This is a genomic window from Micromonospora sp. C28ISP2-4, from assembly GCF_030519385.1.
GTDB lineage: Bacteria > Actinomycetota > Actinomycetes > Mycobacteriales > Micromonosporaceae > Micromonospora > Micromonospora tulbaghiae.
Map to the genome: position 1 here is coordinate 1 of NZ_JAUMKG010000003.1, position 21,761 is coordinate 21,761.

The window sequence follows — 21,761 nt, forward strand, 5'->3', positions numbered from 1 at the left end:
GCGGTCGATCATGAAGTTGCCAGCGACAAACGGGACGCCGCCGGCGATCTTGCAGTTCCAGCCCTCCACACGTCCCATTCGCGCGGTTTGCGGGGCACCAAAGTGCAAGATCGCGGGGGACGAGTGCGGTGCTGTCCGAGTTACGGGAGGACGGGGTTCTGCCGTTGGCAGATCCGCTGACCGTGAAACAGGGCAGCCACACCCGACCGGCGGCGGCACGCTGGGACGTATGCGACTTCTGATGCTTGGCGGTACGGGCTTTGTCGGTGGTGCGGTCGTGGCCGAGGCGGTACGCCGCGGCTGGCAGGTGACCGTGTTCAACCGGGGTGTGCACGGGCAGGTGCCGGACGGCGTACACCGGTTGCGGGGTGACCGGACCGCGCCGGACGGTCTGGCCGCGCTCACCGGCGGCGAGTGGGATCTGGTGGTGGACACCTGGGACGGCGCGCCCCGGGCGGTGCGGGACGCGACGTCGGCGCTGGAAGGCGCGGTGGCGCACTACGTCTACGTGTCCAGCGGATCGGTGTACGCGCCACCTGTCGCGCCGGGCAGCGGCGAGGAGGCGCCCACAGTGGCGGCGGACCCGGACGCCGGCGACGGTGACTACCCGGCGAACAAGGCCGGCGGGGAGCTCGCGGCGACGCGGGTCTTCGGTGACCGGGCGCTGCTGGCGCGCGCCGGGCTGATCCTGGGGCCGGGGGAGGACATCGGGCGGTTGCCGTGGTGGCTGAACCGGATCGCACGGGGCGGGGACGTGCTGGCGCCGGGGCCGCGTGACCTCCCGATCCAGTACGTGGACGTCCGGGACCTGGCGACCTGGCTGCTGGACCGGGGTGCCGAGGGCGTCGGCGGGGCGTACAACGTGGTGGGTCGCACCGGGCACGCGACGATGGGTGACCTGCTCGACGCGGCGGTGGCCGCGACCGGGTCGGATGCGACGCTGCGGTGGACGGCGCCGGAGCCGATCCTGGCCGCCGGCGTGGAACCGTGGAACGACCTGCCGGTGTGGATTCCGCGCGGGCACGAGTACCGCTGGTTGCAGGAGCGGGACGTGGAACGCGCGTACGCGGCGGGGCTGGTCTGCCGGCCGGTGACCGAGACGGTCGCCGACACCTGGCGGTGGCTGCGCGAGGTGGGCCGGGTGCCCGAGCGCGCGGGGCGGCCGGCCCGCGCCCCGGTCGGCCTGGCGCCGGAGCGGGAGGCCACCCTGCTGGCCGCCCTCCCGGCCTGACCCCGGGAGCAAGCACCGCACCGCCGGGCCCGGGGCCCCGCACGGGCGTACCCGGGGCTCGCACGGCCGGACCCGGGCCCGCACGGGCGGCCTGAGCCCGGCCCGCGCGGGCGGGCGGAGCGGGCGCTCCTGGCCCGACCCGCGGAGGGGTTCGGGTCAGGCCCGCACGACCGGCAGGTCAAGCACCTCCTCGACCGGGCGGCGGGGGGTGGCCCGGCCCGGCTGGCCGTACCCGATCCGCATCACCATCTGCGGGGTGCCGAAGCGGCCCAGCGACATCCGCAGCGCCTCCCGCGCGGCGGGCACCTCGATCGGCTGGGACAGCATCGACACGCTCAGCCCGGCGTCGGTGGCGGTGAGCAGCACCCGCTGCAGCGCCTGCCCGGCGAGGATCTGGTCGGCCGAGGTGTTGCCGGCCGAGCCGAGCACCGCGACCAGCGGCTCCGGCTCGAAGTCGCGGCCGGGGGCGCGGTTGCGTCCGCCGAAGCCACGCTGGGGCAGCAGGTCCTGCGGCTCGCTCTGCGGTCCGCCGGCGCCGGCGGGCACGCCGTCCGGGGCCGGCTCGGAGCGGATCCACTCCGCCCGTTCGGCCACGTACGCGGGATCGCGTTCCAGCACCCGGTGGGCGCTGCGGGCGACCTCGGCGACCGCGTTGACGGCGCTGGTGCCGATCACCAGCTCCAGCCAGCACTGTTCGGCGCGGGCCGCCTCGCCGAGCCGCCAGCGGGCCTCGGCCGGCACCGGGTCGGGCCAGAACGGCGCGCGGTTGCTGAACCGGTGGCCGATCGCCCCGTACAGGCTCTGCTCGACCGGGGTGGGACGGCGCGGCACGTCCGGCACCAGCCGGGCCACGACGTCCGGGTCGGCGGGGTACGGACGCAGCCGCACGGTGGCCGGGGTGCCCGCGACGGCGAGCGCGAGCCGCAGGTTGAACACGGCAGCGCCGGCGGCGATGCGCGCGCCCCAGCCGGTCGGGTCGGTGGCGGGCAGGCCGCGCAGCGGGTCGACGGACACCTCGATGCCGCCGTCGACGAGCCGGAACCGCCACGGCTGGGTGTTGTGCAGCGACGGCGCCCGGACCGCGTCGGCGACCGCGGCCCGCAGGTCCGCGGTGGTGTATTCGGTCGTCATGGTCGTGCTCCCTCTCGTGCCGCCGGCTCCTCCGTCGGGTACTCCACTACGGTGCGTCAGCGGACGGCGCGGTGAGCAGGGCCGGAGGTCCCCACCTGGGCCCGGCCGTCAGTCCCGGCCGGCGCGGGCAGGACGGGACTTTCGACCCGTGCTACGGAAGCGGGAAAGCGGGTAGAAAGGACTGATGATCCGGGTGTTCCTGCTCGACGACCACGAGGTCGTCCGTCGTGGCCTTGCCGACCTGCTGGAGAGCAGCGGCGACATCGAGGTGGTCGGCGAGTCCGGCCTGGCCCAGGAGGCGGCACGCCGCATCCCGGCGCTGCGCCCCGACGTGGCGATCCTCGACGCCCGGCTCCCCGACGGCAACGGCATCGACGTCTGCCGGGACGTCCGAGCCGTGGACTCCTCGATCAAGGGCCTGATCCTCACCTCGTACGAGGACGACGAGGCGTTGTTCGCGGCGATCATGGCGGGTGCCGCCGGGTACGTGCTCAAGCAGATCCGCGGCACCGACCTGGTGGACGCGGTCCGCCGGGTGGCGGCCGGGCAGTCGCTGCTCGACCCGGCGATCACCACCCGCGTGCTGGATCGCATCCGCAGCGGCGTGGAGCAGCCGCGGGAGCTGAAGTCGCTCACCGAGCAGGAGCGGCGGATCCTGGAGTACGTGGCGGAGGGGCTCACCAACCGGGAGATCGCCGGGAAGATGTTCCTGGCCGAGAAGACGGTGAAGAACTACGTCTCCAGCGTGCTGGCCAAGCTCGGCCTGGAACGGCGTACCCAGGCGGCGGTGCTGGCCACCCGCCTGCTCGGCAAGAACACCTGACGCCGGTCAGTCGAGCGGGACGCTCCAGCGCACCTCGGTGCCGCGCGGCTCGGCCCGGCGCAGCGAGAACTCGCCGCCCAGCCGCTCGGCCCGCTCCCGCAGGTTGACCAGGCCGCTGCGGGCCGCCTCCGGGTCGCAGCCGACACCGTCGTCGGTGACGGTGATCTCGACCCGGCCGGAGTCGACGCGTACGCGCACCGACACCCGGTCGGCCCGCGCGTGGCGTACCGCGTTGGACAGCGCCTCGCGCAGCACGGCGGTGAGTTCGGGGCGCAGGTCGTCCGGGACGGCGCTGTCGATGGGGCCGATCAGCTCCAGGTCCGGTCGGTAGCCGAGCGACTCGGCGGCCACCTCGATCGCCTCACGGATCTCGGTGCGCAGCGCCGCGCTCATCGGCGTGCGCAGCTCGAAGATGGTGCGGCGGATGTCGCGGATGGTGGCGTCCAGGTCGTCGACCGCCTGGTTGATCCGCTTGGCCGCCTCGGGGCGGGCGTTCATCGCGCCGCTCTGCAGCTGCAGGCCGGTGGCGAACAGCCGCTGGATCACCACGTCGTGCAGGTCACGGGCGATGCGCTCGCGGTCCTCCAGGACCACCAGCAGTTCCCGCTCCTCCTGGCCGCGGGCCCGCTCCATGGCCAGCGCGGCCTGCCCGGCGAAGCTGGCGAGCAGCGCCAGGTCGTCGTCGGCGGCGGGCCCGTGGTCGGGCCGGTAGCCGATCACCAGGACGCCGTGCAGCGTGTCGGCGGCGGCGAGCGGGGAGACCACTGCGGGCCCGGCGACCACCGGCCGGGGCCAGGGCGCCGCCGCGGCGAGGTCGTCGACCTGGTCGTGGCGGCCCTGCGTGACCGACGCGGCGAAGCTGGTCTCGGCGGCCGGCAGCACCGCGCCGACCAGTTCCCGGGCGACCGGGTCCGCGCCGTCGACCACCTCGACTGTGAACTGCGCCTCGTCCTCGTCGTAGAGCAGCACCAGGGCCAGTTCGGCCTCGGCGACCTCGCGGGCGCGGCGGGCCACGAGCGTCAGCGCGTCGGTGCGGCGTACCTCACCGAGCAGCACCGAGGTGATCTCCGCGGCGGCCGCGAGCCAGCGTTCCCGGCGGTGCGCCAGCGCGTAGAGGCGGGCGTTCTCGATCGCCACGCCGGCCGCGGCGGCCAGCGCCACCACGATCTCCTCGTCGTCCTCGGTGAACTCGGCCGCGCCCTGCTTCTCGGCCAGGTAGAGGTTGCCCCACACGTGGTCGCGGATGCGCACCGGCACGCCGAGGAAGCTGTGCATCGGCGGGTGGTTCGGCGGGAAGCCGTACGAGTTGGGGTGCTTGGTGATGTCCGGCATGCGGAGCGGCTTCGGGTCGTCGATGAGCAGGCCGAGCACGCCCCGCCCGTGCGGCAGCTCGCCGATCTTCGCGTGCAGCTCGGGGCTGATGCCGTGGACGATGAAGTCGTGCAGCATGCGGTCCGGCCCGATCACGCCGAGCGCGCCGTAGCGGGCGCCGGCCAGCTCGCACGCCGACTGCACGATCCGCTGCAACGTGCTGCGCAGGTCGAGGTCGGACCCGATGCCGACGACCGCGTCCAGCAGCGCCCGGAGCCGCTCGCGGCTGGTCACCACCTCGCCGACGCGGTCGAGCATCTCCTGGAGCAGTTCGTCCAGGCGGACGCGGGACAGCGGGGTCAGCCCGAGCGACGGCGTGAGGTGCTCGTGCCGGGACTGGGGTGCGGCGGCCACCCGGCGATGGTATCGCCCGGTGGCCGCCGTGATCGAGACCGGTCAGGTGAGACGGTCGCGAACCGCCGAGGTGTCGACCGTCTGCGCGACGTCCAGCCGGGGCGTGTGCGGCGGGCCGGCGTGCGTCGGGTCGGCCACGCCGAGCCGCATGCTGATGTACGGGAACCCCAGGCCGGCGAGCATCTGCCGCAGCGCCGCGCGGGTGCTCTCGACCTCCACCACACCGGACAGCGGCACCAGCGACACCCCGTGCCGGGTGGCGGTGAGCCAGGCGGCGGAGAGCGCCTCACCGGCGCGCAGCCAGCTGATCAGCTCGTCGTCGGAGCCCCACAGGATCCCGTACACGGCGGTCTTGTCGTGGCCGGGGCCGATCGGCAGCGACCCGGCGCGGCCGAAGTCGCGGGCCGGAACGGTCGTCTGCGGTGCCTGCTCGGGCAGCACCTCCGGCGGCAGCCCGGTGCCGGTACCGGCCCGGCTGGTCCAGTACGCCAGCTCCTCGCGCAGCTCCGGGCTGTCCGCCTCGACGGCGGCGGCCTGCTGGGCGGCGCCGGCGAGCTGGATCTTCTGGGTGTCGTCGAGCAGTTGCAGGTTCACCCCCTCCAGCGTGGCGGCCCGGTCGATGTCGCCGAGCGCGGCGGTGGGGATCGGCTCGTCGCTGACCGGCCGGCGGTCGGTGTGCCGCACCTGCATGCACTGCACGACGCGCATGGCGTCGGGGTCGGCGCCGGTGTGCTTCAGGCTGGTGATCCGGGCCAGCAGGTCGGGTTCCTTCGGGTCGGGCAGCCGCTCCACCACCGGGGTCCAGCCCTCGGCGGCCAGCGCCACCCGCGCGTGGTGCAGCGCGGCGCCGCAGCTCACCACCAGCAGGTGCCCTTCCGGGTCCAGGGCGCTGAGGTGCCGTTCGCGGACCACCCGCAGCTCCAGCGCGTCGGGCAGGACCGTCCAGTGCCACGGCTGCGTGTTGTGCACCGAGGGGGCGTGGCCGGCCATCCCGGCGGCCTCCGCGAGCGCGGTGGTCAACGGGCGATCGCCCGCCGGCGTCTCGTGGCTCATCGTCACGACCTTTCCTGTTTTCCCCATCGTGCCCCACGCCCGGGACGCCCGGGTGGGGATGCCGCTCCATCCTCGGGCATGCCGGGCCGCCCCGCAGGGCCGGATTACCCGCGTCGCCCCGCCCGCGCCACCTCCGGGCTGCGACGATCCACACGTGGGAAGCGAACCACGCGAGTGCGTACCCGAGCGCCCGGCCCGCGCCCCGCGGCGGGCCTGGACCGAGTGGGCGCCGCTGGTGCTGCTCACCGCGGCGGTGCTGGCCGGGGCGGCGCTGTGGTTCGCCGGCGCGCGCGACGCCGCCCGGCTGGTCTGGGCGGCGGTCACGGTGGTCGCCCTGGTGCCCGCGGCCTGGACGACGCTGCGCCAGTTGTGGCTGCGGCAGTTCGGGGTGGACGTCATCGCGGTGCTGGCGCTGCTCGGCGCGCTGCTGGTGCGGGAGTACCTGGCCGGCGCCGTGATCGCGGTGATGGTCGCCACCGGGCGGGCGCTGGAGGAGTACGCCCAGCGCCGCGCCACCCGCGACCTGCGGGCGCTGCTGGAACGCGCGCCCCGGCAGGCACGCCGGCGCACCCCGGACGGCGGGATCGAGTTGGTGCCGCTGGACCGCGTCGCGGTGGGCGACCGCCTCGTCGTCGGGCCGGGCGACGTGGTGCCGGTGGACGGTGTGGTCGAGGAGGCGGCCACGCTCGACGAGTCGGTGGTGACCGGCGAGTCGCAGCTGGTCACCCGCGCGGCCGGGGAGGAGGTGGCCAGCGGCGTCGTCAACGCGGGCGCCGGCTTCGGGCTTCGGGCCCGCCGCAACGCGGCGGAGAGCACCTACGCCGGCATCGTCCGCCTGGCCGGCGAGGCCACCGCCCGCAAGGCCCCGATGGTGCGGCTGGCCGACCGGTACGCCGCCGCGTTCGTGCCGTTCACGCTGGTGCTGGCCGGCCTGGCGTGGCTGCTGTCCGGCGAGTTCACCCGGGCGGTGGCGGTGCTCGTGGTGGCGACACCGTGCCCGCTGCTGCTGGCCACCCCGATCGCCGTCGTCTCCGGGCTGTCCCGGGTGGCCCGGCGTGGCGTGCTGGTCCGTGACGGCGGGTCGCTGGAACAGCTCGGCCGCGCCCGTACCCTGCTGCTGGACAAGACCGGCACGCTCACCGCGGGCCGGCCCCGGGCGGCCGAGGTGGTGGTGGCGCCGGGCGGCGACCGGGACGAGGTGCTGCGGCTGGCCGCCTCGGTCGAGCAGCTCTCCCCGCACGTCCTCGCCGCCGCGCTGGTCCGGCAGGCCCGCGAGCGCGGGCTGCCGCTGGCCGAGCCGACGCAGGTCACCGAGGAGCCGGGGCACGGGGTGAGCGGGCGCGTCGGCGGGCGGATGGTGCACGTCGGGCAGCTCGCCGGGGAACCGCCGGAGTGGGCGGGCCGGCTCGGTGAGCGCGCCGAACGGGCCGGGCGTTCCGCGGTCTGGGTCAGCGACGACCACGGGCCGCTCGGCGCGATCCTGCTGGAGGACCCGGTCCGCCCGGACGCCCGCCGGACCGTGCGGCGGCTGCGCCAGGCGGGCCTTTCCCGCCTGGTCATGGTGACCGGCGACCGGCCGGGCACGGCCCGGCAGGTGGCGCAGGTCGTGGGCGTGGACGACGTGATCGCGCGGTGCTCGCCGCGGGAGAAGGCCGATCGGGTACGCGAGGAGTCGGCGCACGCGGTGACCGTGATGGTCGGCGACGGCGTGAACGACGCGCCCGCGCTGGCCGAGGCGCACGTCGGGGTGGCGATGGGCGCGACCGGGGCGACCGCCTCCGCGGACGTGGCCGACGCGGTGCTCACCGTGGACCGGCTGGACCGGCTCGCCGACGCGGTCGAGATCGCCCGGTACGCCCGCCGCATCGCGGTGCAGAGTGCCACAGTCGGCATGGGCCTGGCGGTGCTGGCGATGCTCGTGGCCGCGGCTGGCCGGCTGCCCCCGGTGGCCGGCGCGTTCCTCCAGGAGGGCATCGACGTCCTGGTGATCCTCAACGCGCTGCGCGCGCTCGGCGGCGGCCTGCGGCGGCGCGACCTGCCGGCGCACACCGTCGAGCTGATCGACAGGTACGCGGGCGAGCACGGTGGTGTGCGCGACGTGCTCGCCGGGCTGCGGGACACCGCCGACCTGGTGGCGACCCGCCCGGACGACCCGGCGTGCCTGCCGGCGCTGCGCGAGGTGCACCGGCGTCTGGTCGACGAGGTGCTGCCGCACGAGGCGGCCGAGGACCGGCAGCTCTACCCGGCGCTGGCCGGGCCGCTCGGCAGCGCCGAGGCGACCTCCACGATGAGCCGGGCGCACGTGGAGATCGTGCGGCTGGTGGAGCGGATCGGCGGACACCTCACGGCGCAGCCGGACGGCCGGCTGCGCCGTGACGAGGTGCCCGATCTGCTGGCCGCGCTCTACGGTCTGGACGCGGTGCTGCGCCTGCACCTGGCCCAGGAGGAGGAGGACTACTTCTCGCTCAACCCGGAGGAGGGCTCCACCGCGCCCGGCCGTTGAGTCAGCGCTCGCGGACCACAGCGACGGGACAGTGCGAGTGCTGGATGAGCTGCTGGCTGACCGATCCGAGCAGCATGCCGCGCAGGCCGCCCCGGCCCCGGCTGCCGACCACCACCAGCTGCGCCGACCGGCTCGCCTCCACCAGCAACGCCGACGCGCTGCCGGGGACCGCCTCGATCTCGACCGGCACGTCGGGGAAGCCCTCCCGCCACGGCGCCAGCTCCGCCTCGGCGGCGGCCCGTTCGCTCGCGGCGACCTGCTCCGGGTCGAAGTCCGGCGGCACCCACCTGTCACCCGGCGGATCCCAGACCCGCAGCACGCGAAGCGGCACGTCCCGTTGCGCGGCCCGCTCGACGGCGAAGCCGAGCGCGCGCAGCGCCGACTCCGAGCCGTCCGACCCGGCCACCACCGGCCCGGACGTGGCGGCCTGACCGTCGCGGACCACCACCACCGGACAGTGGGCGTGCGCGGTGACCGAGACCGCCGTGGACCCGGCGAGCAGCCCGCCGAAGCCACCGTGGCCCCGGCTGCCGAGCACCAGCATGCCGGCGTCGGCGGACCGCTCCTGGAGCACCAGCGCGGGCGGTCCGTCGAACACCTCGCCGTACACGGTCAGGCCCGGCCGATCGGCGGCGGCGTCCGCCGCCGCCTTGCGGACCAGTTCCTCGACCTGCTGCCGGGCGGCCTCGTCCGGCCACACCCCGGGCGCCACACCGGGCCCGATCCAGCCGGTCACCGTCAACCACTCGAAGACGTACGCCAGGCGTACCGGCCGCCCCGAGCGGCCCGCCTCGTCCAGCGCCCAGTTCAGGGCGACGGCGGCGTCCGAGGAGCCGTCGTAGCCGACCAGGATCTCGTCGTCGCTCATTCGCCACTCCTCAGCGCGGGGTCGCTCTCCCTGATCCAGCGCCACTCGGCGACCCGGGGGTCGTCCTCGCCGTAGCGGCGGGTGTAGTCGCGGCAGGCCTGGCGGGCGTCCACCATGTCCTGGCGCAGGTGCGCGGCGCGCGACCGCAGGCCGGGCACCCGGTCGATCACGTCGATGACCAGGTGGAAGCGGTCCAGGTCGTTGAGCATCACCATGTCGAACGGCGTCGTGGTGGTGCCCTCCTCCTTGTAGCCGCGCACGTGCAGGTTCTCGTGGTTGGTACGGCGGTAGGTGAGCCGGTGGATCAGCCACGGGTAGCCGTGGTACGCGAAGATCACCGGCTTGTCGCTGGTGAAGATGGTGTCGAACTCGTTGTCCGGCAGGCCGTGCGGGTGCTCCGACGGCGGTTGCAGGCGCATCAGGTCGACCACGTTGACCACCCGCACCTTCAGGTCCGGCAGGTGCCGGCACAGCAGGTCGGCCGCGGCCAGCGTCTCCAGCGTCGGCACGTCACCGGCGCAGGCGAGCACCACGTCCGGCTCGGCGCCGTCGTCGCTGCTGGCCCAGTCCCAGATGCCCAGGCCGCGGCGGCAGTGCTGGATCGCCTCGTCCATGGTCAGCCAGTTCGGCGCGGGCTGCTTGCCGGCCACCACCACGTTGATGTAGTGCCTGCTCCGCAGGCAGTGGTCCATCGTGGACAGCAGCGTGTTGCCGTCCGGCGGCAGGTAGACCCGGACCACCTCGGCCTTCTTGTTGACCACGTGGTCGATGAAGCCCGGATCCTGGTGTGAGAAGCCGTTGTGGTCCTGGCGCCACACGTGGCTGGACAGCAGGTAGTTCAGCGAGGCCACCGGCTCCCGCCACGGGATGTTCCGGGTCACCTTGAGCCACTTGGCGTGCTGGTTGACCATCGAGTCGACGATGTGGATGAACGCCTCGTAGCTGGTGAAGATGCCGTGCCGGCCGGTCAGCAGGTAGCCCTCCAGCCAGCCCTGGCACAGGTGCTCGGAGAGCACCTCCATCACCCGGCCGTCGGGGGAGAGGTGGTCGTCGCCGGGCACCTCGGCGCCCACGAACGCGCGGTCGGTCACCTCGAACGCCGCACCGAGCCGGTTCGAGGCGACCTCGTCCGGGCCGAACAGGCGGAACGTCTCCGGGTTGCGCGCGATCACGTCGCGGACCCAGGGGCCGAGTACACCGGTGGCGCCGGCCATCGGCTCGCCCGGCGTCGGCACGTCGACCGCGTAGTCGCGGAAGTCCGGCAGCTCCAGGTTGCGCAGCAGGCTGCCGCCGTTGGCGACCGGGTTCGCGCTCATCCGGCGGTCACCGGCCGGCGGCAGGTCGGCCACCTCGGCGACCGGGCCGCCGGTGGCGTCGAACAGCTCCTCCGGCCGGTAGCTGCGCAGCCAGCGCTCCAGCTCGGCCAGGTGCTCCGGGTTGTCCCGGACCTGCGAGATCGGCACCTGGTGGGCGCGGAACGTGCCCTCGACCTGCTTGCCGTCGACCCGGGACGGACCGGTCCAGCCCTTGGGCGTCCGCAGAATGATCATCGGCCAGCGGGGGCGCTCCACGTGCTCGCCGGAGCGGGCCCGGCGCTGGATCGCCGCGATCTCGTCGACCGCGCGGTCGAGCGTCGCGGCCAGCAGCTGGTGCACGGTCGCCGGGTCGTCGCCCTCGACCACGTACGGCTCGTAGCCGAAGCCGCGCATCATGTCCCGCAGGTCCTCGCCGGGGATCCGGTCCAGCACCGTCGGGTTGGCGATCTTGTAGCCGTTCAGGTGCAGGATCGGCAGCACCGCACCGTCGCGGGCCGGGTTCAGGAACACGTTCGACAGCCAGCTCCCGGCCAGCGGGCCGGTCTCCGCCTCGCCGTCGCCGATCACGCAGGCCACCAGCAGGTCCGGATTGTCGAACGCGGCGCCGTACGCGTGGCTCAGCGCGTACCCCAGCTCGCCGCCCTCGTGGATCGAACCCGGCACCTCCGGCGCCACGTGGCTCGGGATGCCGCCCGGGAAGGAGAACTGCCGGAACAGCCGCTGCATGCCGGTCTCGTCCCGGGGGATGCTGTGGTACAGCTCGCTGTAGGTGCCCTCCAGCCACGTGTTCGCCACCAGCGCCGGGCCGCCGTGGCCCGGACCGGTGACGAAGATGGCGGACAGGTCCCGGTTCACGATGACCCGGTTGAGGTGCGTGTAGAGCAGGTTGAGCCCGGGGCTGGTGCCCCAGTGGCCCAGCAGGCGCGGCTTGACGTGCTCGGGTTTGAGCGGTTCGCGCAGCAGCGGGTTGTCGAGCAGGTAGATCTGGCCGACGGTCAGGTAGTTCGCCGCGCGCCAGTAGGCGTCCAGCCGGCGCAACTCGTCTTCGGTCAGGGGGCTGTGCAGGTTCACCGCGGTGTCCATGCTGCCTTAGCCTCTCGTGGCTCGGGGTCGGCGGCCACTCGGGGACGACATCTTCTTCCCCGGCGCGTCCAGCCTCGCCCCCGTCGGGGGTCGTCGGTCAGGGCCGTAGGTCCCGCCTCGCGCGGGCGTCATGACCCGTCCCCGGCGTCCGCGGCGATGCCCCGTACGACGATCAGCGGGGCCGGCGAATGGTAGAGCAGGGACTGGCTGACCGCGCCCAGAGTGGACCCTACCGGCCCGTCTCCCCAGGCGGCCACCACCGCGAGCTGCGCCGCGCGGGACCGGTCGAGCAGGACGGACTTCGGGTCACCGTGGACGGTCTCGCAGTCGGCGGCGACCCGGGGGTACCGCAGGGCCGTCCGGGTGACCGCCTCCTCCAGCCGCCCGTCGTCGCGGTCGCCGGACTCCGGCTCGATCACCCGGACGGCGAGCAGGCGGGCGCCGCGGTGTTGCGCGCAGTCGAAGGCGTACCCGAGAGCGGCCCGCGAACTGGGCGACCCGTCGAAGCCGACGAGCAGCGGGCCGGGCGGGGCCGGCTCGGTGCGCCCGACCAGCACCGGGCAACCGGCCCGGGCGGCCACGTCCACGGCCGGCGTGTCGGCGGGTACGCGGTCCGGGTGCGCGGACATGCCCCCGTCACCGAGCGCGATCAGGAACGCGGTGTCGGCGACCCGCAGCAGCGCCTCGACCGGCGAGCCCTCGACGATCCGGCCGCTGACCGGCACCTGCGGCGCGCACTCGGCGACGACCCGTCCGGCGTGCTCCAGCACGTTCTCCGCGTCCGTGCGGGTGCCGCCGGCCGGGGCGGGACCGGGCGTCGCGGCCCAGTTGAACGCGTGCAGCAGGTGCAGCGGCCGGTCGTGGGCGGCGGCCTCGTCGGCGGCCGTGCGGACCACAGTCAGATCGGCCTCGGACCGGCCGACGCCGACCACCACCGCGCCGTGGCTGGGTGCGGCCACCCCGGCTCACCTCCCGACCCCTGCTTTTCACCCACCGTAGTCGCGGGATCGGGTGCGCCGGAGCGGGTCGGCGGAACTGGCGCTCAGCGCGGGGCGGGCAGCGCCGGGTGTACGCGCAGCACGACGGCCGTGGCGTTGTCCTCGCCGCCCTCGTCCAGGCTGGCGGCGAGCAGGGCCTCGGCGGTGCGCGCCGGGTCGCGCCGCGCGGAGAGCAGGTCGCGCAACCGGTGGTAGCCGAGCTGGTCGCTGATCCCGTCGGTGCACAGCAGCCAGGTGTCGCCCCGGCGCAGCGGCACGGCGAGCAGGTCCGGCTCGGGCCGGTCCGGGTGGCCGACGTAGCGCAGCAGCTGGTAGCGCGCCCGCGCCGCCTCCGGCGAGTCCGGCGGCCACCAGCCGTGCAGCAGGCCGAGCCAGGCCATCGTGTGGTCGACGGTGACCAGTTCCAGCAGCCCGTCGCGCAGCCGGTACGCCCGCGAGTCGCCGAGCTGCACCAGCCAGCCCTGCTCGCCGTCCGGCTCGACCACGAGCGCGGTGAGCGTGCACCCGGTCAGGCCGGACTGCGCCGCGCCGGCCTGGCGTACCCGCCGTTGGGTCTCGGCGACGGCGGCCCGCAGCGCGGCGGCGCCGACGGCGGGCCAGCCGGCGCGGACCTGCGCGGTGAACGTCTCCGCGGCGGTCGTGCCGGCCACCCGGCTGCCCTCGCCGTCGCCCATCCCGTCGCAGACCGCCGCGAGCGGTAGCTCGGGGTCGACGTGCAGCACGTCGTAGTTCTGCGGGTAGCGGTGCCCGACCACGCTGCCGCCGGCGATCTCCAGGGTGAGGCGGCCGGCGGTGAGCCGGCGCGCGGACTCGACCGGCCGGTCCAGCGGACGGCGGCGGAACACCAGCGGACCGTAACACCGAGACGGGCCGGACAGCGGCAGGCCGCATCGCCTGTCAACCACGGTTGACAGGCGATGGCGTGTCAACCTACATTGACAGCATGAGTCAGGCGACGGAACTCGCGGCGGCCGCCGGCAGCACCGACCCCAGGGTCGGCCTGCGCGCGGTGCTCGCCCTGCGCCGGCTGCTCGAACGGCTCGAGGTGATCCAGGTCGACAACGCCCGGCGGCAGGGCTGGTCGTGGCAGGAGATCGCCGACGCCCTCGAGGTCAGCCGGCAGGCGGTCCACAAGAAGCACGCCGGGCGACCGGCGGTGCGCGAGAGCTGGGAGGCGTGATGTTCGAACGATTCACCGACCGGGCCCGGAGCGTGGTGCACCACGCGCTCGACGAGGCCCGCGCCGAGGGCCGGCGGCCGGTCGGCACCGAGCACCTGCTGCTGGGCGTGCTCGCCGACCGGGACAACCTGGCGGTACGGCTGCTGGCAGCCGGCGGCGTCGACGCCGACGCCCTGCGGGCCGCGGTGGCCCGCCACACCGCGCAGGGCGTGGACGGGCTCGGCGCGGCGGACGCCGCGGCGCTGCGTGAGATCGGCATCGACCTCGCCGCGATCGTGGCCCGGATCGAGGAGTCCTTCGGCCCCGACGCGCTGCGCGAGGCGACCCCGCGTCCGCGCCGGTGGTGGCGTCGCGGGTCGCACCACGGCACGTTCTCGCCCCGGGCGAAGAAGGTGCTGGAGCTGTCGCTGCGCGAGGCGCTGCGGCTGCGCCACCGGCACATCGGCACCGAACACATCCTGCTCGGCCTGCTGCGCGAGGGCGGCGGCCTGGCTGCCGTGGTGCTCACCGAGGCCGGGGTGGACATCGACGACCTGCGGCGGCGCGTCGACGCGGCGCTGCGCGAGGCGGCCTGACCCGCACCCGGATCTCAAACCTGTTTGCGGTCCTCGCAACGTCCCGCCCCGCCGGGTCGCCGTCACGCCCCGTGTCCTGCACACTGACGCCGTGGACGGTGCAGACGACAAGCGCCCGGTGAACGCGGAGAACCGCACCCCGCGCTCGGCAGTGGTGGTCAACCCGGTGAAGGTGGCCGATCTGGACGAGTTCCGCCGCACCGTGGACGGCGCGCTCGCCGCCGCCGGGTGGCCGGCCCCGACCTGGTACGAGACGACTGTCGAGGATCCGGGCCGCGGGCAGGCGGAACAGGCTGTCGAGGCGGGCGCGGAAGTCGTCTTCGCCTGCGGCGGCGACGGCACGGTGATGGCCTGCGTGACCGCGCTGGCCGGCACCGACGTGGCGCTGGCGGTGCTGCCGCAGGGCACCGGCAACCTGCTGGCCGCCAACCTCGGCCTCTCCGGCGACCTGGCCGCCGGGCTGGAGGTCGCCGTCGAGCGCGGGATGCGCCGCCTCGACGTCGGCGTGGTCGGCGACAAGTGCTTCGCGGTGATGGCCGGGATGGGCTTCGACGCCCAGATGCTCGACTCCACCTCCGAGACCACGAAGAAGCGGATCGGCTGGCCCGCGTACGTGGTGGGCGCCGCCCGGCACCTGCGCGACCGGCCGATGCGCGTCTCGGTGCGCATCGACGGCAAGCCGCCGCTGCGCCGCCGCGCCCGCTCGGTCCTGGTCGCCAACGTCGGCCGGCTCCAGGGCGGGGTACGCCTGCTCACCGAGGCCGAGCCGGACGACGGCTGGCTCGACGTGGCGGTGCTGACGCCGCGTACGCTGCGCCACTGGCTCGCCATGGGCTGGGCGGTGCTGCGCCGCCGCGACCGGGTGCCCGGGATGGAGGTGTTCCGGGCCCGTTCGGTCGAGATCACCAGCACCCGGGCGCAGCCGCGGCAGCTCGACGGCGACCTGATCGAGCCGGGCCGGTCGCTGAAGGCCACCATCCGCCCCGAGTCGCTCTGGCTCTGCGTACCGCGCCCGGAGGAGCACCCCGACCTCGCGGAGGACGCCGACGCGGTCGGCGAGCGCGGCGAGCACCTGGTCGAGGAGGCCCGCCGTGAGTAGCACGAAGCTGGTCCCCGAGACCCGGTTGATGACCGAGGACCAGCTCTCCGCCGACGACGCCTGGCACACACTGCGCCGGCACGGCGGCTGGTGCCTGCTGCGGGACGCGTTCATCCGGTTCCGCTACGGCGACGGCTTCAGCCACTCCCGGGCGCTGGCGTTGCAGCTCTGCCTGGCGGTGGTGCCGTTCCTGATCGCGCTCACCGGTCTGATCACCGATCTGGGCGTGGACGAGGGCGGCAAGGTCGTCGCCGACACGGTGCTGGCGATCACGCCCGGCCAGAGCGAAGCCATGGTGCAGGACCTGCTGACCGACAGCGAGCGCACGGAGGACGCCGGTGAGCTGGCGCTGACGCTCGGTCTGCTCACCGGGCTGGTCGCGCTGACCACCACGATGGCGCAGATCGAGCGGGGCGCCAACCGGATCTACGGCGTCGAGCGGGACCGTCCGGCGCTCGCGAAGTACCTGCGTGCCGCCGTCCTCGCGGTGGTCGCCGGCGTGCCCGCGCTCGCGGGCTTCCTGATCCTGGTCGGCGGCCGGGCGATGGGCGAGTCGGTACGGCGGCACTACGAGTGGGGCGATCTCGCCATGGCCGGGTGGGACGTGATCCGCTGGCCGCTGAGCCTCGGTCTCACAGTGCTCGCCGTCGCTGTGCTGTTCCGGCACGCGCCGCGCCGCCGCCAGCCCGGCCTGTCCTGGCTCTTCTTCGGCGCGTCCATCGCCATCGCGATCTGGTGGCTGGCCAGCCTGCTGCTCGCCGCCTACGTGAAGTACAGCGGCGGATTCGGCCAGACCTACGGCGCGCTGACCGGCATGATGGCCCTGTTGCTCTGGGCCAACCTCACCGGGATCGCGCTGTTCGGCGGGCTGGCCTTCGCCGCGCAGCTCGAAGCGATGCGTATCGGGGTGGAGGAGCCCGCCCAGCCGGACCTGTGGGAGCCGGAGGCGCAACGTGAGGAGCTGTTCGACACCGGCGAGATGACCTCGCTCTGACGCCACGACCGGTCCGGCGTGGACGCCGCGCCGGTACGGCGTGTACGGGACACGCCGATCGGGTACAGCGCGCCTCGCAGAAGAACGAGGGAGGTGCGGTGTGACCGCGGTCAAGGAAGCCGGGAGCCGGCCGCTCAGCCATTTCGCGGAGCGGAGCCTCGCGGGCCTGCTCGCCGTGGCCGGCGCGGGAGTCGGGTTCGGCGTGCTGCTCATGCTCGTCCGCTTCCGGTGGAGCCCGCTGGGCGACGCCGACCACGCGGTGGCCGAGTGGTTCAACGACCTGGTCGCCCCGCACGGCCCGCTGGTCACAGTGCTCCAGGCGATCACCGACCTGGGCGGGCGGCCGGTGCTGATCTGGCTGGTCACCATCGCCGTGGTGGGCCTGCTGATCCGACGCCAGTCCCGGCTGGCGGTCTACCTGATCGTCACCGGCGCCGGCGGGCTGATCCTCGACCCGTCGCTCAAGGCGCTGGTCGGGCGGCTGCGCCCGGTGGTGGACGTGCCGATCGCGAGCGCGCCGGGTAACAGCTTCCCCAGTGGTCACGCGCTCGGCTCGTTCGTCGCGTACGGGGCGCTGCTGCTGGTGTTCCTGCCGGCCATGTCGCCGCGCTGGCGCAAGCCCGCCATCGCCGTCGCGGGTGTGCTGATCTTCCTGGTCGGGCTGACCCGGATCGCGCTGGGCGTGCACTTCGTGTCGGACGTGCTCGGCGGCTGGCTGCTCGGCGCGGCCTGGCTGGGCGTCACCGCGTACGCCTTCCGGCTGTGGCGGCGCGAGCGCGGCCGGCCGGTGCCGCCGCTGCGCGAGGGTCTGGAGCCGGAGGCGGGCGAGGAGCTGGCGCTCGCGCCGGACGAGGAGAAGGTGCTGGAGCACCCGCGCTCGGCGGTGGCCGAGCTGCTCGTCGGCTGGGTCCTCGTCTTCGGCGTGCTCTACGCGTTCGGCATGTTCGTCAGCTACCACGCCAAGGGCACGTTCTTCGACACGCTCGACACCGAGGTGCCGCGCTGGTTCGCCGAGCGGCACACCGACGCGCTCACGGAGCTGAGCTGGTGGTGGAGCAAGTTCGGCGACACCCACGCCATCCTGCTGGTCTCGCTGGTGTTCTGCCCGATCGTGCTGGCCGTGTGGCGGCGGTGGCGGCCGGTGCTGTACGTGGTGCTGGCGATGTTCGGCGAGCTGAGCCTGTTCCTGGCCAGCGCCCGGGTGGTGGACCGGCCCCGGCCGCCGGTGGAGAACCTGGACGGGCCGATGCCCACCTCGTCGTTCCCCTCCGGGCACATCGCGGCCACCATCTGCCTCTGGGTGGCCATGGCGGTCATCGTCTTCCCGCGTACCGACAGGTGGTGGCGGTGGCTGTTCGTGGGCATGGCGGTGCTGATGCCGGTCGGCGTGGCCACCTCCCGGATGTACCGGGGCATGCACCACCCGACCGACTTCATGGGCGCGATCCTGCTCGGTGCGCTGTGGCTGTCGCTGCTGTACTGGGTGATCAAGCCGAACGCCGACGTCCACGAGGGCAACCGGCCGGCGATCGAGTCCGAACAGGTCGACGAGCTGGACGACGAGCTGGCCAAGGCCGCGCGGCCGGACTGAGCCGATGCTGCGGGTGATGACCTGGAACATCCGGACCGGCGGGCGGGACGCAGGCGGCACCGACCGCCGGGACCGGATCGTCTCGGTCGTCACCGCGCAGCGCCCCGACGTGCTGGCCTTGCAGGAACTGCGCGGCATGGACGCCACGCTGGACGGCCTGGCCGGGCGGCTCGGGATGGAGGCGCACCTGGCCCGGTCCTGCTTCGGCCAGCCGGTGGCGGTGCTGGTCCGCCCGCCGCTGCGGGTGCTGCGCGCCGGCCGGGTCCGCCGCCCGTTCCACCACGCCGCCGCCCGGGTCCAGGTGGCCACCGGCGCGGGACCGCTCACAGTGGTCAGCACCCACCTGTACCCCTACTCGGGCGGGCGGCGGCGGATGGAGGCGGACTGGCTGGCGGCAGCGCTGCGGCGTACCGGGGGAGCGCTGGCCCTGCTCGCCGGGGACCTGAACACGCTGGAGCCCACCGCCGACCACACCGCCCGGCTGGCCGGGCTGGCCACCCCGTACCGGCGGCGGCACCTGCGCCGCGACGGCCGTACCGTGGACACGCGGGCGGTGGCCCGGCTGCTCGACGGCGGGCTGGTCGACCTGTGGCCGCGTTCCGGCGGCGACGAATCCGGCGGCCTGACCGTGCCGACCCGGCACGGCGGCGCCGAGTTCGCCGGAATGCGCCTGGACTACCTGCTCGCCACTCCGGCGCTGGCCGATCGGGTACGCGCGGTGCGGGTGGTCCGCGACTGTGACGCCGACTCGGCCTCGGACCACTATCCCGTGCTGGCCGAGGTGGACCTCACGGCCGGCTGAACGACCCCGCCAGGTCGGCCACCACGAAGGCCGCGAAGATCAGGATGACCGCCTCGCTGACCAGCCAGGAGTGCCTGTCGGTCCAGGAGCGGAACGCGGGCAGCAGCCGCTCCGCGCGCTCGCCGGCCAGCAGCAGCGTGAGCAGCGGCAGGGCCAGCAGGAGCACGGTGAGCGCCGTGAACGGCAGCAGATGCCACCACGGCCGGCCGTGCCCGGCCATGCTGCCCGCGACCGACGCCATGACCAGCTCGTCGCTCGGCACGGCGACGGCGAGCAGCAGCCCCAGACCGAAGGCGTACGCGGGCCGCGGGTCCTGCAACCGGCTCAGCCACCCGGGCGGCCGGTCGCGCCGCCGCCTGCGGAACGTGACCACCATGAGGACCGCCAGCAGCGCCAGCACGATCCAGTCGATGAGCCGGCGGCTGCCGCCCGCCCCGATGCCGTGCACGGCGGTGTGCCGCACCACCCGGAACGCCGCGTACCAGAGCGTCAGCGGCCCGAGCACCCCCACAGTGACGCCGGCCAGGTAGGCCACCGAGCTGCGGCGCGGGTGGCGGCCGGCGGCGAGGACGACGGCGCTGACGAGCTTCGACCCGGCGACCATCTCCAGCGCCAGCGGCAGCGCGGTCAGCAGGGGCATGCCCCATTCTGGTGTCGCCGTCGCACCCGCCGGGCCGGGTTCTACAGGACCAGGTTGAGCAGCACGGTGAGCACCACCGAGGCGACGATCGAGAAGAGGATCATCAGCAGGCAGCCGAGCCCGCCTCCGGCGGGACGGATCTCGGTGTTTCCGATACGCATGGCGTCAACTCCTCGCTGGGGTGGTGAGCAGGTCGTGGACGGCGTCCGCGACCTCGGTCGGGGCGGTGGTGGCCACGTTGTGCGCCGCGCCCGGGACGGCCACCGACCGGGCGCCGGGCACCAGGCGGGCCACCTGGTCCCGCCAGGCGGCCGGGGCGACCGGGTCGCGGGCGCCGGTCAGCACCAGCGTGGGCGCGCTGACCCGGGCCAGGTCCTCCTCGACCGCGTTGCGGACCGAGTGGGACAGCGTCGCGAACACCCGCCACGGCCGGGCGTCGGCCACGTCGCGCAGCAGGATCGGCGCCTGCCACCTCGCCTCCCGCAGCGTGTCCCGCAGCCACCGTCCGATCAGCCCGCGCCGGGACCGGGCGGCCGGGTCGCAGGTCGGGCCGGCCAGCACCAGGGCGCGGACCAGGCCGGGGTGACGGGCGGCGAGCGCGGCGGCGACCTCCGCGCCGAAGGAGTGACCGAGCAGGCAGACCGGACCCAACCGGTACGCGTCGAGCCAGTCGACCAGGAAGGCCACGTGCCGGTCCACGTCGTACGGAGCGCCGGGACGTTCGGTCAGCCCGAAGCCGGGCAGGTCCGGCACGTACACCGGCCGGCGCGGCGCCAGCGCGACGGCCAGCGGGGTGAGGTAGCGGTGCGACACGGCCAGGCCGTGCACAAGCACCACCGGCGTCCCGTCCCCGCCCGGGCCGGCGGAGCGGCGGGTGTGCGCCCGCAGCCCGCCGACCTGCCGGAACTCGCTGGTCAGCCCGGCGGCCGGCCGGGGCGCGGCGAGCGCCAGGCGCAGCTCGGCCGGGCCGAAGCGCCCCGGCGGGGACGGTACGACTGTCACAGCTCGCGCAGCCGGGGCAGCAGCTCCTCCTGGGCCCAGTCGAGGAACATCGGCTGGGTGTCGCCGCCCACCTGGATCAGCGCGACGTGTGTGAAGCCCGCGTCGACGAACTTCTTGAACGCCTCCACGTGCCGGTCGGTGTCCGGGCCGCAGGAGACGCCCTCGGCCACGTCCTCCTCGCGGACGAACTGGGTGGCGGCGGCGAACGACTCCGGGCCGGGCAGGTCGGCGTTCACCTTCCAGCCCAGGCCGAACCAGCGGAACTGGTCGTGCACGATCTTGCGGCACTCGTCCTCGTCCGGACCGTAGCAGATGGCCACCTGCCCGTAGCGGGGACGGCCCGCGCCGCCCGCGTCCTCGTACATGTCGATCAGATGGGACAGCGGGTCGGTGGCGATCATGGCGTCGGCGTACTCGGCGGCCAGCGTGGCCGACTGCCGCCCGGACGCGGCCACCGCCATCGGCACCGGCCGCTCCGGGCGGTCCCAGACGTACGCGTCGGGCACGTCGAAGTGGTTGCCGGAGAACGTCAGCGTCTCGCCGTTGAGCAGCGGCCGGATGATCTGCAGCGCCTCCTCGAACATCTCGTGCCGCTGCTGCACGTGCGGCCACCCGCCGACCACGTGCTCGTTGAGGTTCTCCCCGGCGCCGAGGCCGAGCGTGAACCGGCCGTCCGAGAGCACCCCGATGGTGCTGGCCTTCTGCGCCACCACCGCCGGGTGGTACCGCCGGATCGGGCAGGTAACGAACGACATCAGCTCGGCCCGGCTGGTGGCGTGCGCGACCGCGCCGAGCACCGACCAGGCGTACGGGGAGTGGCCCTGTGACTCCAGCCAGGGGTAGTAGTGGTCGGACATGACCAGATGGTCGAAGCCGGCGGCCTCGGCGCGTACGGCGTGGTCGACGAGTTCCTTCGGGCCGGCCTGCTCGCACATGAGGGTGTAACCGACGTTGACCATGGCGCGTCTCCTTCCCGGGCGGATCGTCCCCGGATACCCCACCCGGCGCGGGTCAACCCTGCTGTCCGCTTCCGGGCGGACTCTTAACCGGTTCAGCTGATGTGGCCCGTCAGCGGTCGCCGCCTCCCGGCCGATCCCGCTTAACCGGTTGCCTGACGCCTTCCATCGCCCTACGCTGATGCCTGCGT

Annotated in this window: 19 protein-coding genes; 9 read left to right on the forward strand and 10 right to left on the reverse strand. The window is 74.5% G+C overall.

The features are described from left to right. Nucleotides 1-229: 229 nt before the first annotated feature. A complete protein-coding gene (locus Q3W68_RS13270; protein WP_302905709.1) occupies nucleotides 230-1,231 on the forward strand; it encodes an NAD-dependent epimerase/dehydratase family protein in 1,002 nt (333 codons plus the stop codon). 156 nt (nucleotides 1,232-1,387) lie between these two features. Here Q3W68_RS13270 and Q3W68_RS13275 read toward each other — a convergent pair whose 3' ends face one another. Next, the gene (locus Q3W68_RS13275) at nucleotides 1,388-2,362 is read right to left on the reverse strand and encodes a nitroreductase (protein ID WP_302905710.1); all 975 of its coding nucleotides are present in this window, start codon (nucleotides 2,360-2,362) and stop codon (nucleotides 1,388-1,390) included. Between the two features lie 184 nt (nucleotides 2,363-2,546). Here Q3W68_RS13275 and Q3W68_RS13280 point away from each other — a divergent pair, with 184 nt between their 5' ends. Further along, nucleotides 2,547-3,185, forward strand: a complete 639-nt coding sequence (locus Q3W68_RS13280; protein WP_302905711.1) for a response regulator transcription factor — start codon at nucleotides 2,547-2,549, stop codon at nucleotides 3,183-3,185. 6 nt (nucleotides 3,186-3,191) lie between these two features. Here the strand turns inward: Q3W68_RS13280 and Q3W68_RS13285 are convergent, their stop codons facing one another. Together Q3W68_RS13285 and Q3W68_RS13290 are read right to left on the reverse strand one after the other, a co-directional pair. After that, complete coding sequence (locus tag Q3W68_RS13285; RefSeq protein ID WP_302906178.1) at nucleotides 3,192-4,859, reverse strand: GAF domain-containing sensor histidine kinase; 1,668 nt, start codon at nucleotides 4,857-4,859, stop codon at nucleotides 3,192-3,194. A gap of 93 nt (nucleotides 4,860-4,952) precedes the next feature. Beyond that, nucleotides 4,953-5,963: a nitroreductase gene (locus Q3W68_RS13290; RefSeq protein ID WP_302905712.1), complete on the reverse strand. Its 1,011-nt coding sequence runs from the start codon at nucleotides 5,961-5,963 to the stop codon at nucleotides 4,953-4,955. Nucleotides 5,964-6,117: 154 nt separating this feature from the next. On the opposite strand from Q3W68_RS13290, the gene Q3W68_RS13295 reads away from it, so the two are divergent. Continuing rightward, complete coding sequence (locus Q3W68_RS13295) at nucleotides 6,118-8,466, forward strand: heavy metal translocating P-type ATPase (RefSeq protein ID WP_368045736.1); 2,349 nt, start codon at nucleotides 6,118-6,120, stop codon at nucleotides 8,464-8,466. A 1-nt stretch (nucleotide 8,467) separates the two neighbouring features. Here Q3W68_RS13295 and Q3W68_RS13305 read toward each other — a convergent pair whose 3' ends face one another. The 4 genes from Q3W68_RS13305 to Q3W68_RS13320 form a co-directional block, all read right to left on the reverse strand. Beyond that, nucleotides 8,468-9,334: a universal stress protein gene (locus tag Q3W68_RS13305; RefSeq protein WP_302905713.1), complete on the reverse strand. Its 867-nt coding sequence runs from the start codon at nucleotides 9,332-9,334 to the stop codon at nucleotides 8,468-8,470. After that, nucleotides 9,331-11,733, reverse strand: coding sequence for a phosphoketolase (locus tag Q3W68_RS13310; protein ID WP_302905714.1), 2,403 nt, complete (start codon nucleotides 11,731-11,733; stop codon nucleotides 9,331-9,333). Before Q3W68_RS13310 ends, Q3W68_RS13305 begins: the two co-directional genes overlap by 4 nt. Before the next feature lie 128 nt (nucleotides 11,734-11,861). Continuing rightward, on the reverse strand, nucleotides 11,862-12,692 hold the full coding sequence (locus tag Q3W68_RS13315; protein WP_302905715.1) for a universal stress protein: 831 nt from the start codon (nucleotides 12,690-12,692) through the stop codon (nucleotides 11,862-11,864). Nucleotides 12,693-12,775: 83 nt separating this feature from the next. Beyond that, on the reverse strand, nucleotides 12,776-13,576 hold the full coding sequence (locus Q3W68_RS13320) for a PP2C family serine/threonine-protein phosphatase (RefSeq protein WP_302905716.1): 801 nt from the start codon (nucleotides 13,574-13,576) through the stop codon (nucleotides 12,776-12,778). Nucleotides 13,577-13,674: 98 nt separating this feature from the next. Between Q3W68_RS13320 and Q3W68_RS13325 the strand changes: the two genes are divergently transcribed. The 6 genes from Q3W68_RS13325 to Q3W68_RS13350 all read left to right on the forward strand — a co-directional run bounded on the left by Q3W68_RS13325 (nucleotide 13,675) and on the right by Q3W68_RS13350 (nucleotide 18,972). Continuing rightward, entirely contained in the window at nucleotides 13,675-13,911 is a 237-nt protein-coding gene (locus Q3W68_RS13325) for an HTH domain-containing protein (RefSeq protein WP_302905717.1), read from the forward strand. Continuing rightward, a complete protein-coding gene (locus tag Q3W68_RS13330) occupies nucleotides 13,911-14,486 on the forward strand; it encodes a Clp protease N-terminal domain-containing protein (RefSeq protein WP_302905718.1) in 576 nt (191 codons plus the stop codon). Before Q3W68_RS13325 ends, Q3W68_RS13330 begins: the two co-directional genes overlap by 1 nt. A gap of 91 nt (nucleotides 14,487-14,577) precedes the next feature. After that, on the forward strand, nucleotides 14,578-15,585 hold the full coding sequence (locus Q3W68_RS13335) for a diacylglycerol kinase family protein (RefSeq protein ID WP_302905719.1): 1,008 nt from the start codon (nucleotides 14,578-14,580) through the stop codon (nucleotides 15,583-15,585). Then, entirely contained in the window at nucleotides 15,578-16,579 is a 1,002-nt protein-coding gene (locus tag Q3W68_RS13340) for a YihY/virulence factor BrkB family protein (RefSeq protein ID WP_302905720.1), read from the forward strand. The genes Q3W68_RS13335 and Q3W68_RS13340 overlap by 8 nt, the downstream gene beginning before the upstream one ends. Nucleotides 16,580-16,679: 100 nt before the next feature. Then, nucleotides 16,680-18,170, forward strand: coding sequence for a phosphatase PAP2 family protein (locus Q3W68_RS13345; protein WP_302905721.1), 1,491 nt, complete (start codon nucleotides 16,680-16,682; stop codon nucleotides 18,168-18,170). Between the two features lie 4 nt (nucleotides 18,171-18,174). Beyond that, nucleotides 18,175-18,972 carry an endonuclease/exonuclease/phosphatase family protein gene (locus Q3W68_RS13350; RefSeq protein ID WP_302905722.1) on the forward strand — a complete coding sequence of 266 codons (798 nt, stop codon included), beginning with the start codon at nucleotides 18,175-18,177 and terminating at the stop codon, nucleotides 18,970-18,972. Here Q3W68_RS13350 and Q3W68_RS13355 read toward each other — a convergent pair. From Q3W68_RS13355 to Q3W68_RS13365, 3 genes are all read right to left on the reverse strand, one after another. Continuing rightward, nucleotides 18,959-19,612: a GAP family protein gene (locus Q3W68_RS13355; protein WP_302905723.1), complete on the reverse strand. Its 654-nt coding sequence runs from the start codon at nucleotides 19,610-19,612 to the stop codon at nucleotides 18,959-18,961. The genes Q3W68_RS13350 and Q3W68_RS13355 overlap by 14 nt on opposite strands. Before the next feature lie 165 nt (nucleotides 19,613-19,777). Next, a complete protein-coding gene (locus Q3W68_RS13360) occupies nucleotides 19,778-20,614 on the reverse strand; it encodes an alpha/beta fold hydrolase (RefSeq protein ID WP_302905724.1) in 837 nt (278 codons plus the stop codon). Beyond that, on the reverse strand, nucleotides 20,611-21,573 hold the full coding sequence (locus tag Q3W68_RS13365; protein WP_302905725.1) for a TIGR03557 family F420-dependent LLM class oxidoreductase: 963 nt from the start codon (nucleotides 21,571-21,573) through the stop codon (nucleotides 20,611-20,613). The genes Q3W68_RS13360 and Q3W68_RS13365 overlap by 4 nt, the downstream gene beginning before the upstream one ends. Between the last annotated feature and the right edge of the window lie 188 nt (nucleotides 21,574-21,761).

Excerpts from the sequence above, each read along its gene's own strand:
- Q3W68_RS13270 (WP_302905709.1), top strand. The coding sequence starts at position 230 with ATGCGACTTCTGATGCTTGGCGGTACGGGCTTTGTCGGTGGTGCGGTC.
- Q3W68_RS13275 (WP_302905710.1), bottom strand. The coding sequence starts at position 2,362 with ATGACGACCGAATACACCACCGCGGACCTGCGGGCCGCGGTCGCCGAC.
- Q3W68_RS13280 (WP_302905711.1), top strand. The coding sequence starts at position 2,547 with ATGATCCGGGTGTTCCTGCTCGACGACCACGAGGTCGTCCGTCGTGGC.
- Q3W68_RS13290 (WP_302905712.1), bottom strand. The coding sequence starts at position 5,963 with ATGAGCCACGAGACGCCGGCGGGCGATCGCCCGTTGACCACCGCGCTC.
- Q3W68_RS13305 (WP_302905713.1), bottom strand. The coding sequence starts at position 9,334 with ATGAGCGACGACGAGATCCTGGTCGGCTACGACGGCTCCTCGGACGCC.
- Q3W68_RS13310 (WP_302905714.1), bottom strand. The coding sequence starts at position 11,733 with ATGGACACCGCGGTGAACCTGCACAGCCCCCTGACCGAAGACGAGTTG.
- Q3W68_RS13325 (WP_302905717.1), top strand. The coding sequence starts at position 13,675 with ATGAGTCAGGCGACGGAACTCGCGGCGGCCGCCGGCAGCACCGACCCC.
- Q3W68_RS13330 (WP_302905718.1), top strand. The coding sequence starts at position 13,911 with ATGTTCGAACGATTCACCGACCGGGCCCGGAGCGTGGTGCACCACGCG.
- Q3W68_RS13350 (WP_302905722.1), top strand. The coding sequence starts at position 18,175 with ATGCTGCGGGTGATGACCTGGAACATCCGGACCGGCGGGCGGGACGCA.
- Q3W68_RS13355 (WP_302905723.1), bottom strand. The coding sequence starts at position 19,612 with ATGCCCCTGCTGACCGCGCTGCCGCTGGCGCTGGAGATGGTCGCCGGG.
- Q3W68_RS13365 (WP_302905725.1), bottom strand. The coding sequence starts at position 21,573 with ATGGTCAACGTCGGTTACACCCTCATGTGCGAGCAGGCCGGCCCGAAG.